The organism is Myxococcus eversor (assembly GCF_010894455.1).
GTDB classification, from domain to species: Bacteria; Myxococcota; Myxococcia; order Myxococcales; family Myxococcaceae; genus Myxococcus; species Myxococcus eversor.
Map to the genome: position 1 here is coordinate 120508 of NZ_JAAIXY010000004.1, position 18506 is coordinate 139013.

Consider the following 18506-nt stretch of genomic DNA (forward strand, 5'->3'; position numbering starts at 1 on the left):
CGTGGGTGTGTCCTCGCCGGGGCATGGCTGATAGGAACGCCCCATGAACCACGGACCTCCTCGCCGGGTCGCCATCGTCGCGGCCCTCCGTACTCCCTTCGCTCGCAGCAACACCGCGTACGCGCGCCTCTCCAACAAGGACATGCTGACGGACGTCCTGCGCGGCCTCGTCGAGCGCACGGGCCTGGGCGGCGTCCGGCTGGGTGAGGTGGTGGGCGGCGCGGTGATGAAGCACTCGCGCGACTGGAACCTGGTGCGTGAGTGCACCCTGTCCAGCGGCCTGGACGCCGCCACACCCGCCTATGACGTGCAGCAGGCGTGCGGCACCGGCCTGGAGGCCTGCATCCTCGTCGCGAACAAGATCGCCCTCGGGCAGATCGACGCCGGCATCGCCTGCGGTACCGACACCACGTCGGATGCTCCCGTAGCGGTGAGTCGCCGGATGCAGCGCGCGCTCATGGCCATCAATGGCGCGAAGACACAGGGGGCGAAGATCGCGGCGGCCCTGAAGCTGCTCGACCCGCGCGCCTTCGTGCCGGAGATCCCCGTCAACGCCGAGCCTCGCACGGGCATGTCCATGGGGCAGCATGCCCAGCGCACGTCCGACCGCTACGGCATCTCCCGCGAAGCCCAGGACGCCCTCGCGCTGGCCAGCCATCAGCACCTCGCGCGTGCCTACGATGCGGGCTTCTTCTCCGACCTGGTGATGCCGTACCAAGGCCTCGCGCGAGACAACAACCTGCGGCCGGACACCACCCTGGAGAAGATGGCGAAGCTGCCGGGCGCCTTCGACCGCGAGAAGGGCACCATCACCGCGGCCAACTCCTCTCCGCTCACCGATGGAGCCTCCGCCGTGCTGCTCGCGAGCGAGGAGTGGGCGCGTGCTCGCAGCCTGCCCGTGCTCGCGTACCTGACGGCAGGCGAAGCGGCCGCCGTGGACTTCGTCGACGAGCGCGAGGGCCTGCTGATGGGTGGCGCGTACGCCGTCCCACGTATGCTCCAGAAGCGCGGGCTCGCGCTGAAGGACTTCGACTACTACGAGATTCACGAGGCCTTCGCCTCCGTGGTGCTGTGCACGCTGGCCGCCTGGGAGTCGGACGCCTTCTGCCGCGAGCGCCTCGGGCTCTCGGGAGCCTTGGGCGCCATCGACCGTGCACGGCTCAACGTGAAGGGCAGCTCCATCGCAGCCGGACACCCCTTCGCCGCCACGGGCGGTCGCATCGTGGGTACGCTGGCCAAGGCGCTGTCCGAGGCGGGCTCCGGCAAGAAGGGCCTCATCTCCATCTGCGCGGCGGGCGGTCAGGCCGTCACCGCCATCCTCGAATCCTAGGGAGCGACGACCTCATGGCCGACACGTTGATGACGCTGGCGAACAACCCGATGACGGGAGGGCTCGTGCGGGCGCTGGGGCTGCCGACTCCGCCACCGCTGGCACGGGCGAAGGAAGGCTGGGTGGCGCAGCCCTTCGTGGACCGCGTGGTGCTGTTGGGCGCGGCGCCCGGCGGCTTCGCGACGGAGGCCGCTCGGGGTGTGCTCGCGGGCGCGGGCGCGCGGGTGCTGGACGCGTTGCCGGGAGAGGAGGACCGTCGCGTGGATGTGGCGCTCTTCGACGCCACGGGGCTCGCCACTCCGGCAGATGCTCGCGCCCTCTACGACTTCTTCCATCCGCTGGTCCCCCGACTGGCTCGCAACGCACGAGTCCTCGTGCTCGTGGGGATTCCCGAGGAGGCCAAGGGGCCCGCGGCGGCCGCCGTGGCGCGCGGGGCGGAGGGCTTCGTGCGCAGCCTCGGCAAGGAGGTGGGGCGGCGCGGTGCCACGGCCAACCTCGTGTACGTCGCGCGTGGCGCGGAGGACCGGCTCGCTGGCCCCGTGCGTTTCTTCTGCGGCGTCCAGGCCACCTATGTCTCCGGGCAGGCGGCGCGTGTGACGTCCACGGTGCGTCCCTTGGCCTCGGCGCCCATGGTCGCCGCGCTGAAGGGCAAGGTGGCGCTGGTGACGGGCGCCGCGCGTGGCATCGGCGCGGCCACGGCGGAGCGCCTCGCCCAGGAAGGCGCGCAGGTGGTGCTCCTGGATGTGCCCGCGCTCCAGGACGCGCTGGATGCCACGGCCAAACGCGTGGGGGGCGAGGCCCTGGCGCTCGACATCACGGCCCCCGATGCCCCCGCGCGTCTCGTGGCGGAGTTGCAAGGGCGCCATGGTGGCGTGGACGTGGTGGTGCACAACGCGGGCATCACCCGAGACCGTACCCTCGCCAAGATGACGCCCGAGGCGTGGGACCAGGTGCTGTCCGTCAACCTCGCCGCCATCATCGCCGCGGACGAAGCGTTGCTCGCCTCCGGTGCGCTGCGGGACGAGGGCCGCCTCGTGTACCTCTCCTCCATCAGCGGTGTGTCGGGCAACTTCGGACAGGCGAACTACGCCGCCACCAAGGCCGCGCTCATCGGCTACGTGGCCGCGCTCGCTCCGACGGTTTCCTCGCGTGGCATCTGCGCCAACGCGGTGGCGCCGGGCTTCATCGAGACGGCGATGGTGGCCAAGATGCCTCTCATGACGCGCGAGGTGGGCCGGCGGCTCAACTCCCTGTCACAGGGCGGCCAGCCGCGCGACGTGGCCGAGCTCGTCACCTTCTTCGCCAGCCCCGGCGCCTACGGTGTGACGGGCAACACCGTGCGCGTCTGCGGCCAAGGCCTCATCGGCGCCTGAGCGGTTCGGGCCTGCTCGGCCGTCACCGAGCAGGCCCGCTCATTCACGAACGGGCGAGCGAACCCCGATGTTTCAGGAGCCTCCACCTGGAGGGTCAGCTCCTCGCGGACCTTGTAGCCGTTCATCTGGTGCGCGGGGCCCTTCCACGTCAACTCGGACCAGGCGCGCCCGGACGTACGATAGGCGCGGACGCGCAGCCGATTGACACCACTCTCGGGCTCGGATGCATGCGTGTAGTACCAGTCTTCCATCGTCCCTTCGAAGTACAGCCAGCCGCCTGCCCGCTCGACCTTTCGTCGACGGAGCAGGAGGTCGTCCACGGCGCTCTTGAGTTCCACCTCATGCATGGCTCGATAGATTCGTCGTGTCGCTGAGTGCCGCATGTGATGGGGATGAGAGCGGCCTCATGTGACGTCGAGGTGACACGTCTGCTCATGACAGAGCAAGGGAATGAACGCTCCGCGCTGGGTCGTCTCGGATTGCAAGCCCTCTCATAGATGAACGCGTGATGAGAACTCTCTCAGTGGAGCCTGGGCTCGCGGACAGGACACTCCCGCATCAGGCATGACCTCGCATGTCCTCTCGCGCCACCGAGCACTGGAGCCTGCTGGGCGCAGGGGGACGAGAGGGTGGTCGGATGCCGCGCACGTCTGTAGATGCCGCTCAGGTCAATGGGTGGCCCTGGGTCTTGATGGTGTCGCTGGGGCTCATGCTCGTGCGGCTCGTCTACGCGGGGCAGGTGGAGCTGGCGCCCCAGGAGGCGTACTACTGGCAATACGCCCGGCACCTGGACCTGTCGTACCTGGACCACCCCCCGATGTGCGCCTGGTGGATGGCTTTGTCCTCCCGCCTGCTGGGGGAGTCCGAGCTCGCCTTGCGCCTGCCCGCCCTCCTTTCATCCGCCGGGTTGACCTGCGTCTTGTATTCACTCGGCGCCCGCTTGTACTCGCCGATGGTAGGCCTGCTGACGGCCCTCGCCGCGAACGCCACGGTCCTCTTCGGGCTGGGCGCGGTGGTGATGACACCGGACGTTCCGCTGGTCCTGTTCTGGGCCGCGGCGCTGCGCGTGCTTTGCGAACTGGTGCTGCCCGACGGCCGTGGCCCTGGCCGCTTCGCCTGGCGCTGGTACCTGCTCGGTGCGTTCTGCGGGCTGGCCCTGCTGTCGAAGTACACCGCCGGCTTGTTGCCGCTCCAGGTCCTGGCGACGGCGCTGGTGACGAAGCGGGGCCGAGCGGCCCTGGGCACGCCCCATCCCTATCTCGCGTGCCTGCTCGCGGTGGTCGTGTTCTCGCCGGTGCTCATCTGGAACCAGTCACACGACTGGGCGTCGTTCGCCTTCCAGACCACCGGCCGCGCCCGGACGGTGGATGGCTTTCGGGGCTATCTGGTCGGCCGCTACGTGGGCCTGCAGGCGGTGGCGGTGGGACCACTGCTCTACCTGGCGCTGTTGCTGACGGCGGGCGTCCTCGTGCGGCAGGCCTGGCGAGGGGACGCGCGGGCGCGGCTGCTGGCGATCTCCAGCGTTCCAGGCCTCCTGGTGTTCACGCTGGTGAGCCCCCTGCACTGGGTGAAGATGAACTGGGTGGCCCCCACCTACCTCGGGCTCATGGTGGCGGCGGCCGCGGGAGCGTGGGCACTCCGCGAGCGCCGCTTCGTGCGAGGCTACGCGGCGGTGAGCATGGCCCTGGGCGCCGTGTTGATGGTGGGCATGTATCTGATGCCCCTGTGCCCCTGGATTCCCTTTCGCGAGCGCGACAACCTGGTGAGCGGCTGGCGCGAACTGGCGGATGCAGTGCAACAGCACCGGATGGCCGCGGGCACCTCCGCCCCCATGGTGGTGGGGTGGGGTTACAAGACGGCGAGTGAGCTGGCGTACTACCTCCCGGACCATCCGGAGACACAGTCCGACTCCGCCCTGGGCGGAGAGGGATTGGCCTATGACTTCTGGATGGACAGGGTGCATCCCGGCGTGGATGCCATCATCGTCGTGGACGCGCGCCAGCCCTTGAAGGACTCCGCCACTCGCCTGGACAAACATTGCGAGTCGGTGCGCGAGCTGCCTCCCGTGACGGTGCATCGCGGCTCGCGGACAGTGACGAGCTTCAAGCTGTGGTACTGCCATCGCTGGCAGGGGCGGCCGCTGGTGGCGGTCCGGACGCCTGTCCCTGGCTCGGAAGGCGGAAGATGAAGCGGCTCTCATCGTCGCTTCGCTCGTAGCCCAGCGTGCCGCCGTGTGCCTCGGCGATGGTGCGCGACAGCGCGAGCCCCAGTCCTGTCCCCTTGCTGGTGCGGGACGCGTCCGCGCGGGCGAAGCGCTGGAAGAGGCGGGACTGGAAGGCCGAGTCCACACCCGCGCCGTCGTCGACCACGGTGAGCTGGACACCAGTGCCCGTGGCGTGGACCTCCACCCGGATGTGCTGCCGGGCGTGGCGGCGCGCGTTGGAGAGCAGGTTGTCCAGCACGTGGGTCAGCAGGATGGGGCTGCCCTGGGTGGGCGCGGGGCCCCCGAGCAACTCCAGCGTCAGGCCCTGGGACTGGACCGCCAGGTATTGCCTCGTGCGCTGGAGCGCGCTGTCCGCCAGGACGTACAGGTCCACGGGCTCCACCGTCATGACCCGTGCGCCGGCATCGGCGCGCGCCAGTTGCAACAGCTCGTCGACGAGGTGCGCGAGCCGCTGGGTCTCATCGAGCACGATGGCCAGCACCCGGCGGTACTCGTCCGGAGTCCTGTCCCGTCGCAGGGTGACCTCCGTCTCGCCCATGATGACGGTGAGCGGGGTGCGCAGCTCGTGGGCCGCGTCGGACGTGAAGGCGCGGATGCGCTCGAGCGAGGCACGGGCGTCCGCGAGCAGCTCGTTCAACGTCGACGCCAGCTCGTCCCACTCATCCGCGGTCCCCTTGACGGGGAGCCGCAAGTCCAGCTCCGACGCGCGCGCCGCCCGGACCTGGTCCTTGGCTTCGCGCAGCGGAGACAGCGCGCGACGGGCCAGGGCTCGCCCGAGCGCGGTGGCTCCCAGCACGGTGAGCGGCATCGTGGCGAGCATGGCGTACACGACCTGCAACGCCTCATCGAAGAGCCCCTCTTTTTCCGAGCAGGCCTTGGTGGACCCGGCTTCGCGGAACTCGCGGTGTTCACGCCACTCGCCGAAGGCGAGGATGGCGGTCATCAGGCATCCGTAGACCAGGAGGGTGCCCAGGACGGAGGCGGTGAAGAAGAAGGTGAGCTGGTCTCGGACCGAGCGCGGGCGCTTCATGTCCGGCTTCTCAGGACATAGCCAACGCCTCTCACGGTGTGGATGAGCTTGCCACCCTTGAAGGGTGCATCCACCTTGTTGCGGAGGTAGCGGATGTACACCTCCACGACGTTGGAGAACGTCTCGAAGTCATGGTCCCAGACGGCCTGGACGATGCGCGTGCGTGAGAGGACTTCACCCGCGTGCTCCAGCATGAAGAGCAGCAGGGCGTACTCGCGAGCCGTCAGGTGGATCTCCACGCCCGCCCGGAGCACCCTTCGTGTCGTGGGGTCCACGGTCAGGTCCCCGTGTCGCAAGAGCGGGCCCCCGCGATGGTCGACGCGGCGGAGGATGGCTCGAATGCGCGCCAGCATCTCCTCGAACGCGAAGGGTTTGATGAGGTAGTCGTCCGCGCCGGCATTGAGGGCGCTGATGCGGTCGGCGACCGCGTCCCGAGCGGTGAGCATGAGGACGGGGGTGATGTCCTGTCTGGCGCGCATCGCTCGGAGCAGCTCCAGCCCGGAGAGGCTCGGCAGCATCCAATCCAGGATGACGAGGTCGAAGCGCTCGTGGTTCAGGAGGACCTGCGCGAGGAGCCCATCGACGCTCTCCTGGACGTGGAAGCCCTCTTCCGTGAGGCCTCGCGCGATGAAGGCCCTGACTCTCAGTTCATCTTCGACGATGAGGATGGACACGATTTGATTTCTATCACTGATGTCGTGGTTGAACGCCGGGGAAGGTCAATCGCAGATGCGCCCCCCGCTCGGATGGGAGGACCGCCACGCTCGCGCGGTGCGCGCGCGCGACGAGGGCCACCAGGGACAGGCCGATTCCATGGCCCGGCTTCCCCGCGCGAGCGGTGGGGGAGCGGTAGAACGGCTCGAAGACCCGCCTCGAGTCCGCCTCGCTGATGCCAGGTCCCTCGTCCCGGATGTCGAGCCGCGTCTGCTCCGGCGTCTCTTGAAGGGACACCCGGACGCGTCCTCCATCGGAGAACTTGAGCGCGTTCTCCACGACGTTGTCGACGAGCTGTCGCAGCAGGTGGCTGTCCCCCGAAACGAGCCCGAGGGGACCGGCCTCGAACTCGACGCGGCGCAGCTCGCTCGGAGGCAGCGCGCGGAGGACCTCTTCGACGACCTGGGCCAGGCTCACCGACTCGACGAGCTCCAGCGAGCCCTGGGTGTCATCGGCGAGCACCAACAGTCGCTCCACGAGCACCCCCAGCGACTTCACCGTCCGGTGCATCCGCTCCAGGGCCAGGGTCGTGTCGGGCGGCTGGAGCATCTCCGCTTGCAACTCCAGCTCTGCTTGAAGCGTGGCCAGGGGCGTGCGCAGCTCGTGTGCCGCGTTCGCGGCGAAGCGGCGCGACTGCTCCAGTGCCTCCTGGAGTCGCGTGAGCAGCGCCACCAACGCGGTGCGGACCGCGTTCACCTCGCTGTAGCGGGCCTGGGCCGTGAGGGGGGCGGGGAGGGGACTTCCCGGCTCGATGCGGGCCAGGGACGCGCTCAGCTCGGTGAGAGGGCGGGCCGCCCAACTGGCCACGCGGCGGCTCATCAGCAGGCTGATGAGGGCCGCACAGGTCGCCGCGACCACCGCGGCCAGCGGCAGGGAGACCCGAAGCCGGGGAATGCTCTCGATGTTCTCCTGCGCGACCGACAGGCGCCCATGGGCGGTTTCGCCGCATCGCCTCACGCCCGCTTCTCCCGGGAGCTGGGACCACGCGCAGCCGGACTGCGTCGGAATGTCCGGGTCTCCTCCCAGTTGGCCTTCGCTGGAGAACAGGGCGATGCGGATGCCGAAGGCCATCAGCTCCCGCTGCTCCGCGTCGGCCTCGAGCCGGGCGCGCGCATCATCCAGTCCACGGACCTCCTCGACCAGGTCCACCGCTGCGTCACGCAGGCGCCGGTCCTCTCCCGCCAGCAACATGCGGTAGGCGAGCAGCCCCGTGGCGCCCGCGGTGAGCGCGCTGCTCGTCAGGGCGACGGCCACCATGGTGCGCGACAGCCTGCGCACCATCGAGTCCCGGGGGCGCCCGGTGTCAGCTGGTTCCAAGGCCATACCCCGCGCCTCGCAGCGTGCGCACCACGTCCTCACCCAGCTTGCGGCGAATCCTTCCGACCAGGACCTCCAGGCTGCTGGCGGCGCCGGCGCTGACATCACCCCAGACGGACTCCAGCAAGGCATCGCGGCTCACGAGGCGCGCTCCATGAGACGCCAGCGTCTCCAGGATGGCCCACTCGCGCGCGGTGACGGACACGGCGGTGCCGGCCCGCAGGGCTTCGCGTCGGCCGAAGTCGAGCACCACGTCTCCCAACTGGACGCGCACGGTGCCCGCCTTGTCCTTGCGGCGTCCGAGCGCGCGCACCCGCGCCCGCAGCTCGGCGATGGCGAAGGGCTTGCCCAGGAAGTCGTCCGCGCCCGCATCCAGTCCGTCGACTCGCTCGGACACGCGGTTGTGGGCGGTGAGGATGAGGATGGGCGTCTGGATTCCGTCCGCGCGCAGCTCACGGCAGAGCGACAGCCCGGAGCCGTCCGGAAGGCCCACGTCGAGCACGATGACGTCCGTCTCGTCGACGAGCGACCGCCGCGCCTGCTCCACGTCTCCGGCCTGGCGGACGACGTGGCCGTCGCGCTCCAGGGCCTGGGTGACGAGGGCGCGGAGTTCCTGATGGTCATCGACGACGAGGACTCGCATGGCGGGGCTCCACACGGAGCTATACCACCGGCGAGTCACCGCGAAACGGGGCCGCCGGGCCGACGTTCAGCCACCGTTCAACCTCGGCTGGCAGGGTCCGCGCATGCCTTCCCGGTGCAGGCCTCGACAGCTCAAAGCTCGCATGCTGGCCCTCGCGTGCATGGTCACCGCGGGGTGTGCCAGCTCGCCCTATGACCGTGCCTGGGTGTCCTCGGAGCTGTCGACACTCGCCGCCCCGGTGGGGCCGGGCGTCGCGGAGGAGGCCTCGCTGCCCCCTGGCGTCGTGGACTCCGCGCCCCTGGATGAGCGGACCGCGGTCGCGGTGGCCCTCTGGAACAGCGCCGCGCTCCAGGCTGACATGGCACAGCTCGGCGTCTCGAGAGCCGACCTGGCGGAGGCGGGTGCGCTCCCCAATCCGACCTTCTCGCTGCTGATGCCCGTGGGGCCCAGGACGCTGGAGACCTCGCTGCTGCTGCCCCTGTTCTCGCTCTGGCAGCGGCCCGCGCGGGTCGCCGCCGCGAAGGTCCAGGTGGAGCAGGTCGCGCGAGGGCTCGTCCAGAACGGGCTGGATGTCGCGCGCGACGTGCGCCTGGCCCACTCCGACTGGGTTCGCGCGGAGGGGCGGCGCGTGGCGCTGGAGGAGCTGGCGGCCTTGTGGGCGCACACCCGCGAGCTCGTCGAGGCGCGTCAGGCCGCGGGCGATGCCAGCCTGGTCGAGGTGGCCTCACTGCGCGCGGAGGCCTGGTTGGCGAAGGACGCCTCGCGACGCTCGCGCACGGACGTGACGCTGGCCCGGGAGCGGCTGCGGCTGATGATGGGCGTGGCGCGAAGTCCGCTGTTCCAGACGGCCCTTCCGCTGGCCTCTCCCCGCGACGCACGGGCGCTGCGGCCACTGCCGGACCTGGTGCGGCTCGCCCTCGCCGCGCGGCCCGATGTTCGCGCGACGGAGCTGGGCATCGACCTGGCGGGAGGTCGGCTGGGTTGGGAGAAGACGCGCATCCTCCAGTTGATGGCGAAGCTGGACACCAAGCCCTCGACGACGGCGAGCGGTGAGCCCAAGGCGCTGTGGGTGCCCGGCGTGCAGCTCGACGTGCCCCTCTTCAACTGGAATCCCGGAGGCATCGGGCGCTCCGAGGCCGAGCTGATGCGCGCCTCCGCCCGCTATGTCCTGCTGCGACAGCAAGTCACCAACGAGGTCCTCACCGCGCGCGAGCTGACGCTCCAGGCCTCCCAGTCACTGGAGGCCGTCGAGTCGAACATCCTCCCGGCGCTGACCGCCGCGGGGGATGGCGCGCGCAAGGCCTTCGACGCCGGTGATGTGCCCTACCTCCAGGTGCTGGACGCGCTCCGCCGTCTGGCCGACGCACGCCTTCGCGCCCTCGACCTCGAAGCGGATCTCCGCCGCGGACTCGCCCAGTTGGATCGTGGTCTGGGCAAACAGGGAGTTGCCCATGAGTAGATATCCCCGACTCACGCTCATCGCGAGCCTCGTCACCCTGTCGCTCGCGTGCCGCGCCGACAAGCCCGCGCCGATTCCGCCCGCCGCGAAGGTGAGCGCCCACGTGGCCGAGTCCGCGCTGGCGACTGTGACGCTCGAGCCCCAGGCCGAGGAGCGACTGGCGTTGCGAGTCCAGCCCGTGGAGAAGCGCAAGGCGGCGCGCAAGCAGGTGCTGGGAGGCGAAGTCGTGGTGCCCTCTGGCAGCGCGCTCGTGGTGACGGCGCCGGTGGCGGGTGGCGTCGTCGCGGAAGGAGCGGCGTCAGCGCTGCGCCCTGGCGCGGCCGTCAAGCGGGGTGACGTGTTGCTGAGACTGGTGCCGCTCGCCACGGTGGACCGGGACCTCCATGCCCAGGCCCAGCGGACGGTGGAGAGCGCCAAGGCCCGTGACGAAGCGGCGGCGTCCCGGCTCGCCCGCGCGGAGCGATTGCTGAAGGATGGCGCGGGAACCGAGCGAGCCGTGGAAGAGGCGCGTGCGGACCGGGCCGTCGCCCAGTCGGAGCTCCAGGCGGCGAACACGCGACTGGAGTTGGTGGGGCGCTCACCGCTCGAATCGGACGTCAGTCTGCGCATCCGCGCGCCGCGGGATGGCGTCTTGCGACAGGTGTCGTTCGCTCCGGGGCAGTCCGTCACGGCGGGGGCTCCGCTGTTCGAGGTGGTGGGTGTCACCGCGAACTGGGTGCGGGTGGCGCTCTTCGTCGACGAGGCCTGGCGCGTGAAGGCGGACGTCCCCGTGCGCGTGCACGCGCTCCTCACGGGCCAGGATGTTGGAGTGGAGGCGCTGCCGGTGCCAGGCCCTCCCAGCGCGGACCCCATCGCCGCCACGGTGGACCGCTTCTACGAGCTGCCCGCGTCCGTGAGTCTGGCGCCGGGGCAGCGCGTCGGTGTGTCGCTCCAATTGGGGGACGACGCGGAGGTCCTCTCCGTCCCGTCGTCGGCCATCGTCTACGACGCATTGGGAGGCGCCTGGGTGTACGTGAAGCAGCAGGAGCACGTGTACGCGCGCAGCCGCGTCGACGTCATGCGCCAGGAAGGGTCGGATTCGTTGCTCTCGCGGGGGCCGCCGGCGGGCACCTTGGTCGTGGCCGTGGGAGCGGCGGAGTTGTTTGGGACGGAGTTCGGTGCTGGCCACTGATGGAGACCTGACCTCGACATGCGCTCGCTCATCGCCGCCTGCCTGAATTATCGCCTCGTTCCCATCGCCGCCGCGGTGCTGCTGCTCGTGATGGGCTACGCGAGCCTGCGCGACATGCCGCTCGATGTGTTTCCCGAGTTCGCGCCGCCCCTGGTCGAAATCCAGACAGAGGTCCCCGGGCTCTCCAGCCTGGAGGTGGAGAAGCTCATCACCACGCCCTTGGAGAATGGCCTCGCGGGAGTGCCGGCGCTCAAGACGATGCGCTCCAAGTCCGTGCTCGGCCTCTCGTCGGTGGTGCTCATCTTCGAGCGGGGCTCGGACCTGTTCCGCGCGAGGCAGATGGTGCAGGAGCGGCTGGCCCGGCTCGCGTCCACGCTGCCCGCGGTGTCCCGCCCGCCGGTGATGCTCTCACCGGTGTCGGCGACGAGCCGGGTCCTCAAGGTGGGGCTCGTCTCCGACACGCTGGACCGGATGGCGTTGTCGGAGGTCGCCCGGTGGACGCTTCGTCCGCGCTTGATGAGCATCCCTGGCGTGGCGAACGTCGCCATCTGGGGCCAGCGGGACAGGCAGTTCCAGGTGAAGGTCGACCCCGAGCGGCTGCGCGCGGCGAATGTCCGCCTCGAAGACGTCCTCCGGGTCGCGCGGGAGGCGAGCCTGCCGTCCTCGGGCGGCTTCGTGGACACGCCCAACCAGCGACTCGCCGTCAGCCTGTCGGCGGACACCACGCTGGAGGCCTTGCGGGAGGTCCCCGTGGCCTTCCGCAACGGCGCCTCCATCCGGCTGGCGGACGTGGCCACGGTGCAAGAGGGGCATCCACCGCCTATCGGCGAGGGCATCGTCGATGGCGCGCCGGGCATCCTCCTCATCGTCGAGAAGCAGCCCTGGGGCAACACCCTGGAGGTCACCGCGCAGGTGGAGGCGGCGCTGGAGCAGATGCGTCCCGCGCTCCAGGGCGTCACGGTGGTGCCGGGCATCTTCCGTCCCGCGACGTTCATCGAGAAGGCGGTGGGGAATCTCCGGCACGCGGTGCTGCTCGGCTGCCTCATGGTCATCATCGTCCTGTTCGCCTTCCTCCAGGACGTCCGGACCGCGGCCATCAGCATCGTTGCGATTCCGCTCTCCCTGGTGGGCGCGGTGGTCGCCTTGCGCCTGGTGGGGGCGACCATCGACACCATGGTGCTCGCGGGGCTCGTGCTCGCGCTGGGCGAGGTGGTGGACGACGCCATCATCGACGTGGAGAACGTGCAGCGACGGCTGGCGGAGAACCGGCGACTGGGCAGTCCTCGCTCCGTCTTCGACGTGGTCCTCGAGGGCTCCATGGAGGTCCGCAGCGCCGTCGTCTACGCGACGGTGATTGTCGTCCTCGTCTTCCTTCCCGTCTTCCTGCTGGAGGGCGTCAGTGGCGCGTTCTTCCGGCCGCTCGCGGTGGCGTACGTCCTGGCGGTGGGCGCGTCGATGGTGGTCGCGCTCACGGTGACGCCGGTGCTGTGCCTGCTGTTCCTGAAGAACCACGAGGAGAAGCCGCCCCGACTCGCGGGCTGGCTGCGCTCACGCATCGGCCCCGTCGTCGCCTGGGTGATGGACCGCCCCCGACTGGCGGTGCGCAGCGTGCTCGCCGTGCTGGCGATGGGCGGGGTGCTGGCGGCGCTGTTGGGCGAGGGCTTCCTGCCTCACTTCCAGGAGTCGGACTTCCTCATGCACTGGGTGGCGAAGCCTGGGACGTCCGGTGACGCCGTCCTGCGCACGGCCCTGCGCGCCAGCACGGAGCTGCGCGCCATCCCCGGCGTTCGTCACTTCGGCGCGCACATCGGTCGCGCGGAGGTGGCCGACGAGGTGGTGGGCCCCAACTTCGCGGAGCTGTGGATCAGCCTGGACGAGGTCGACGACTACACGGCGACGGTGCGGCGCATCAACGAGGTGGTGGAGGGCTATCCCGGCCTCTACCGCGACGTGCAGACGTACCTCCAGGAGCGCATCAAGGAGGTGCTCAGCGGCGCGGGTGGCTCCATCGTCGTGCGCTCGTTCGGGCCCGACCTGGACACGCTGCGCGCCAAGGCCCGCCTCATGGAAGCGAAGCTCCGGACGATTCCGGGCGTGGTGAACCTCAAGGTGGAGCCCCAGGTGCTGGTGCCGCGAATCCAGGTCCGGCTCGAACCGGAGGCGGGGCGACGGCTGGGCCTGACTCCGGGAGACGTGCAGCGCGCGGTGGCCACGCTGCTGCAAGGCACCAAGGTGGGCGAGGTGTACCGGGAGGAGCGCACCCTGGACGTCGTCGTGTGGGGAGAGGACTCCCTGCGCCAGGACGTCGCCGCCGTGAAGGCGCTGCGCCTGGTGGCGCCCGCCTCGGGCATGCCGTACCAGTTGGGCGACGTGGCGAGGGTGGAGCTTGTCTCCGTGCCCAACATCGTCCAGCACGAGGGCGCCTCCCGCCGGCTGGATGTCACCTGTGACGCCCAGGGCCGCGCGTTGGGCGCGGTGGTCGGCGACATCCAGGCCGCCATCGCTGACCTCGACTGGCCCACGGGCCACCATGCCGAGGTGCTGGGTGAGTACGCCGAGCGGCAGGGCGCGCAGACGCGCCTCCTGGCCTTCTCCCTCCTCGCGGTGCTGGGCATCGCCCTGGTGCTCTACCTGGACTTCCAGTCACTCCGGCTGGTGGCCTTCACGCTGGGGACGTTGCCCTTCGCGCTCGTGGGCGGCGTCGTGGGCGTGCTGCTCACCGGCGGCGTCATCTCCCTGGGCTCGCTGGTGGGGTTCGTCACGGTGCTCGGCGTCGCGGCTCGCAACGGCATCCTCCTGGTGAGCCACTACCGACACCTCGAGTCCAGCGAGGGAGTCCCGTTCGGTCGCGAGCTGGTCCTCCGGGGCACGCTGGAGCGACTTCAGCCCATGGCGATGACGACGTTGACGACGGCCCTGGCGCTGGTGCCGCTCGTGGCTGGAGGTCTGAAGCCGGGTCAGGAGATTGAACACCCGATGGCGGTCGTCATCCTCGGCGGGCTGTTCTCCTCCGCCGTGCTGAACATCCTGCTGGTGCCCTCGCTGTACCTGCGCTTCGCTCGGGGGACGCGCACGGTGCGAGGGGAGGCCTGAACCCGACCAGGCCTCCCCGTGGCGAGGCAGCTCAGAGCTGGAACTTCACGCCGCCGATGAGGGTGCGAGGCGCGTTGGGGCGGGCGCCGTAGGGACGGCGGCCGACGATGACGGCCTCGTCCAGGAGGTTGCGGCCGCTCACGTACACCTGCCCCCAGCGGGTGATGTTCCAGTTGGCGTTCACGTCGAACGTCAGCAGCTCCCCCGTCTTCAGGCCCGGGGGGATTTCGCCCTGGCCCGCCTGCTCACGCATGCTGCCCAGGTAGGTGGCGCTGACGAAGGCGCCCCAGCGCGCGCCCTCGATTCCGACGGAGGCGTAGAGCTGGTGGTGGGGCACGTACGGCAGCTCGTCACCCGCGACGACGTTGCCGAACTGGGGGTCCGACGAGCGGAAGTCATTGAGCAGCTCCGTCCGCGTGAAGGTGTAGGCCACCGTCACCGGGAAGGTGATGCCGCCGCCCGGGCGGAAGGTCTTCTCCGCGAGCGCCTCCAGGCCGTAGATGTTCGCCGCGCCCGCGTCCACCTGCCGGTCCAGGTTGTCGTTGAGACAGCCGTTGGAGAAGGTGCAGACGTCGGTGAGGTTGGAGTAGTCGTTGAAGAAGCCCACCACCTCGAAGCGCTCACCGCGCCGCGTCCACCGCGCTCCAGCCTCGTAGTTGATGCTCTTCTCGGGGCCCACGGCCTGGGGCTGGCCGGGCGCGGGAGGAGAGAAGCCCCGGTACGCGCCCGCGAAGACGCCGAGCGCGGGGAGGACGGTGCCGTGGATGCCCACGCCCGGCATCAGCGCCTCCAGCGAGCCGTGGTCCTCGGTGCTCGCGAGCCTGTCCAGGGACTTGGAGCGGATGACCTCCAGCCGCACGCCGGGCGTCACCACCAGCGGTCCCCAGGAGATGGCGTCCGTCGCGTGCAGGGCGAGCGCGTGCGTGGAGTCCTTGTTGTCGGCGGTGACCTCCGTGGTGCCGCCCTCGGCGACCAGCTCGCCGCTCACCATGCGGAAGCCGTCCTGCGTGTGGCGTCGGTCGATGCTGTCGTAGTGGTAGCGCACGCCGAACTCCGCGTTGTGCGCCACCGGGCCCGTCTTCGCCGTCCAGCGGGCGATGCTCTGGATGCCCTGGTTGACGAAGACGCGGTGGTTGGGCCCGATGAGGATGGTCTCCCCGGGGCTGGACGAGTCCAGCTCGCCCGTGAGCACGCCGTAGTAGATGGCGTTGCGCGCGCTCGTGGGGTCCGCGAGCACGTCCGAGATGGAGATGCCCCGGAAGCTGTTCACCTTGCGCCAGCTCCGGTCCAAATCATGCCGGTACAGCGACGTCGTCACGGCGATGTCGTTCCCCTCCAGCACGTGGCTGAGCACCGCCTGGGTGCGGTGCCACTGCATGTGGTCGAACTGGCTCGCCTTGTAGCGGCGCAGCGGGTTCTCCGCGAAGTCCGCGTCGGACAGGCCCAGGTACGTCTCGTTGGAGCCTTCGTCGGAGTAGCCCAGCTTGAGCTGGAGCGACTGGCGCAGCTCGCCGTCGGGGACCAGCCGGTAGCGCGCCTTGGCCATCCACTCGTTGCGGTGGAAGCCCGTGGTCTCGTCGGTGTTGTCGATCTCCTTGAAGCCGTTGCTGCGCAGGTGGATGCCCTCGATGAGGAAGCCCATGCGCTCGGTGCTCGCGCCGATGTAGCCGTGCGCCTTGCCATAGAGGTACTGCCCGCCCGCGAGGTCCATGCCGAAGGACTCCTGCGTGGGGACGTCCCGGGTGATGAGGTCCACCGAGCCGCCCACCGTCTGCGGGCCCTGCTGGATGGAGGAGGGACCCTTGAGCACGCGCACCGACTGCATGCGCGTCATCAGCGGGAAGTAGTACGCGGCGGGCGCGGAGTAGGGCGCCGGCCCGAAGAGGATGCCGTCCTCCAGCAGGGTGACCTTCTTGCTCCGGTCCGGGTTGACGCCGCGCAGGCCCAGGTTGGGGCGCAGGCCGAAGCCGTCCTCACCGCGCCCGTACACGCCGGGCACCGACTGGAGGATGGCCTGTGGGTCGTCCAGCTCGTAGCGCTGGAGCTTCTCCGGCTTGAGGATGTGGATGGAGCCGCTCGTCTTCGCCTCGGACGTGCCCACCACCACGCTCTCGAACTTGCGGCCGTCGGCGGGCGGCGCCTCGACACCAAGGGGCTCCGACGCGACGGGCTCGGCCTGGACGGGTTGCTCGAGGGGGCCCGGGACGGAGGGCGCCTCGGCGGCGGGCCGCGCGGGCTCCGGCTCCAGCGATGGCGGAGCGAGGGGCGCATCGGCCGCGGCGGGGGGCGTCGTCGCGGGGACCTCCGTGGGGGGCGGAGGGGACTGCTCGGGCGTCGGGGGCGTCTGGGCCACGGTCGACGAGGAGACGATGAAGGAGACCACTGCGACAGCGAAGGTCGGTGCACCCATGACGACGAAGACTCCCGGTGGAACGTGCTGAAGTGCGCGGCGAGCGACCGGGCCGGCGGGGAGCGCTCTTCCCCCACCGGCCCAGGCCGACCGCTGTCAACCGCGTGGATGCCTACTGCGATTCGGCCGCACCCGCGATGACGATCTTGCCGTCGGACTGCACCGCGAGGCCACGCGCCGCCTCATCCAGCTTGCCGGCGATGATGTTCACCGTGACGATGCCACCGGTGCCGAAGGTGGTGTCGCGCGTGCCATCCAGGTTGAAGCGAGCGACGGCGAAGCGGTTGTCGCCGCCCTCGGTGACGAAGCCCGTCGCGTACACCTTGCCCTCGGGGCTGAACGCCACGCCCCAGGCGCGGTCATTCTCCGTCTCGGAGAAGGGCACCGGCGCGGCGAACTCCGCGCCCGTGGTGATGTTGCGGATGAGCAGGATGGCGTCGTCGTCCTGTCCGCCACCCGCGCGGTAGCCCGAGGCCGCCACGTATTCCTCGGTGCCGACGTCGGCCCGAGCCACGTTGAAGAAGGCCTCGTCCGGACGGTCGAAGGAGTAGAGCTTCACGCCCTCGTTGAAGCCGTCCGCCGCCGCCGGCTGGCCGTCCGCGGTCAGCAGCACCGCCATGGCGTCGATGTTGCTCGTCGTCGGAGTCCCACTGCCCACCATGAACGTGCGGTCGTCCTTCAGCGCCACCGCGTCACGGCCGCGGTCATTGTCGCCAGCCAGGTCCAGGATGAACGAGCCGTTCGTGCCGTACGTCGGGTCCAGCACGCCCGCCGCGCTGTAGCGGAAGGAGATGAGGTCCACCGTGTTGCCGGACACGCCCGCCGCGCGGCCATAGCCGGTGGTGACGTAGGAACCCGTGGACTGGCGCACGGCGGCGTAGGCCTCCGAGATGCCCCACTCGCGGGTCGCGTCGTTCGTGGCGAAGGGCGCCGAGTTCAGCACGCCCTTGGAGCCGAAGGTGCTGTCCACCGTGCCCGCCTCATCCAGGCGCAGCATCACGATGCGGTTGGCGGACTGCGCGCCAACGCCCGAGGGCTGAGACAGGTAGCCCGCGGAGACGATCTTCCCGTCCGCCTGCACCATGCCGTGGCGCGCGGAGTCACCCAACCCGCCGATATCCAGCCCGTAGAAGCCCTTGCGCGAGTTGGCGCCGGGGTTGGCGTTGAACGTCTCGTCCAGCGCGCCGTTGGCGGTGAGGCGGACGATGGCGCGGTCGGAGTCCGTGCGCGTGCCTTCCGCCTTCTTGGTCGCGAACACCACCAGGCGGTCCTGCGCGTCGCGGGTGATGCTCCACATGGAGTCACGCACCGAGCCGTTGGCCGTGCTCAGGTTCAACCGGGAGATGCCGTTGCCGCTCGCGCCGAAGGTGTTGTCCACCGTCCCGTTGGCGTTGAGCCGCACGAACGCCAGGTCCGTGTCGGGCGTGACGGTGCCAGCGTCCGTCGGCGTCCCGGAGTCAGGAGTGGTGCCCGCGTCGGTGCCCGCGTCCGTCTGGGTGCCCGCGTCGGGGATGGGCGTCGGGGTGGGCTCCTCGTCGTCGTCGCCGCAGCCCCCCATCCAGGTCGCCGTCAGGCCCATGACCAGCAGGGTAGGTAGAAGCTTCTTGAAGCGGGGGGTTCTCGTCTGGTTCGACATGTTCAATCCCGGTCGGTCCAATTGAATATGAGAGTTATTCTCATATTCGGCGGAGGAAGGCGGCCATTCCCTAGGCCGTGCGTTTCTCCAAGTCAAGATATCGAGA

The 18506-nt window shown here is 70.1% G+C and carries 13 protein-coding genes; 6 read left to right on the top strand and 7 right to left on the bottom strand.

Features of this window, described 5'->3' with window-relative positions:
• The first annotated feature begins 43 nt into the window (after positions 1 to 43).
• Entirely contained in the window at positions 44 to 1330 is a 1287-nt protein-coding gene (locus G4D83_RS09930) for an acetyl-CoA C-acetyltransferase (RefSeq protein ID WP_163864456.1), read from the top strand.
• Between the two features lie 14 nt (positions 1331 to 1344).
• On the top strand, positions 1345 to 2703 hold the full coding sequence (locus tag G4D83_RS09935; RefSeq protein ID WP_163864457.1) for a 3-oxoacyl-ACP reductase: 1359 nt from the start codon (positions 1345 to 1347) through the stop codon (positions 2701 to 2703).
• Here the strand turns inward: G4D83_RS09935 and G4D83_RS09940 are convergent.
• Positions 2646 to 3050, bottom strand: coding sequence for a CYTH domain-containing protein (locus tag G4D83_RS09940; protein WP_163864458.1), 405 nt, complete (start codon positions 3048 to 3050; stop codon positions 2646 to 2648). The two genes, G4D83_RS09935 and G4D83_RS09940, sit on opposite strands and share 58 nt — an antisense overlap.
• A gap of 227 nt (positions 3051 to 3277) precedes the next feature.
• On the opposite strand from G4D83_RS09940, the gene G4D83_RS09945 reads away from it, so the two are divergent.
• Entirely contained in the window at positions 3278 to 4891 is a 1614-nt protein-coding gene (locus G4D83_RS09945) for a glycosyltransferase family 39 protein (RefSeq protein WP_163864459.1), read from the top strand.
• Here the strand turns inward: G4D83_RS09945 and G4D83_RS09950 are convergent.
• From G4D83_RS09950 to G4D83_RS09965, 4 genes are read right to left on the bottom strand one after another with little or no spacing between them, the layout of a single operon-like run.
• The gene (locus G4D83_RS09950) at positions 4806 to 5957 is read right to left on the bottom strand and encodes a sensor histidine kinase (RefSeq protein ID WP_163864460.1); all 1152 of its coding nucleotides are present in this window, start codon (positions 5955 to 5957) and stop codon (positions 4806 to 4808) included. The two genes, G4D83_RS09945 and G4D83_RS09950, sit on opposite strands and share 86 nt — an antisense overlap.
• Positions 5954 to 6631, bottom strand: a complete 678-nt coding sequence (locus tag G4D83_RS09955; protein ID WP_163864461.1) for a response regulator transcription factor — start codon at positions 6629 to 6631, stop codon at positions 5954 to 5956. Before G4D83_RS09955 ends, G4D83_RS09950 begins: the two co-directional genes overlap by 4 nt.
• 13 nt (positions 6632 to 6644) lie before the next feature.
• Positions 6645 to 7994: a sensor histidine kinase gene (locus G4D83_RS09960; RefSeq protein WP_163864462.1), complete on the bottom strand. Its 1350-nt coding sequence runs from the start codon at positions 7992 to 7994 to the stop codon at positions 6645 to 6647.
• Positions 7975 to 8631 carry a response regulator transcription factor gene (locus G4D83_RS09965; RefSeq protein WP_163864463.1) on the bottom strand — a complete coding sequence of 219 codons (657 nt, stop codon included), beginning with the start codon at positions 8629 to 8631 and terminating at the stop codon, positions 7975 to 7977. Before G4D83_RS09965 ends, G4D83_RS09960 begins: the two co-directional genes overlap by 20 nt.
• Before the next feature lie 142 nt (positions 8632 to 8773).
• Between G4D83_RS09965 and G4D83_RS09970 the strand changes: the two genes are divergently transcribed.
• Genes G4D83_RS09970 through G4D83_RS09980 form a run of 3 tightly spaced genes read left to right on the top strand, consistent with a single transcriptional unit; the run spans position 8774 to position 14354 of the window.
• Positions 8774 to 10090, top strand: coding sequence for a TolC family protein (locus G4D83_RS09970; RefSeq protein ID WP_163864464.1), 1317 nt, complete (start codon positions 8774 to 8776; stop codon positions 10088 to 10090).
• A complete protein-coding gene (locus G4D83_RS09975; protein ID WP_163864465.1) occupies positions 10083 to 11261 on the top strand; it encodes an efflux RND transporter periplasmic adaptor subunit in 1179 nt (392 codons plus the stop codon). The genes G4D83_RS09970 and G4D83_RS09975 overlap by 8 nt, the downstream gene beginning before the upstream one ends.
• A gap of 18 nt (positions 11262 to 11279) precedes the next feature.
• Positions 11280 to 14354 (top strand): efflux RND transporter permease subunit, encoded by a 3075-nt coding sequence (locus G4D83_RS09980; RefSeq protein ID WP_163864466.1) that lies wholly within the window; start codon positions 11280 to 11282, stop codon positions 14352 to 14354.
• A 31-nt stretch (positions 14355 to 14385) separates the two neighbouring features.
• On the opposite strand, the gene G4D83_RS09985 is transcribed toward G4D83_RS09980, so the two are convergent.
• Together G4D83_RS09985 and G4D83_RS09990 are read right to left on the bottom strand one after the other, a co-directional pair.
• The gene (locus G4D83_RS09985) at positions 14386 to 16764 is read right to left on the bottom strand and encodes a TonB-dependent receptor family protein (protein WP_163864467.1); all 2379 of its coding nucleotides are present in this window, start codon (positions 16762 to 16764) and stop codon (positions 14386 to 14388) included.
• Positions 16765 to 16876: 112 nt separating this feature from the next.
• Positions 16877 to 18400 (bottom strand): hypothetical protein, encoded by a 1524-nt coding sequence (locus G4D83_RS09990; RefSeq protein WP_240356242.1) that lies wholly within the window; start codon positions 18398 to 18400, stop codon positions 16877 to 16879.
• Between the last annotated feature and the right edge of the window lie 106 nt (positions 18401 to 18506).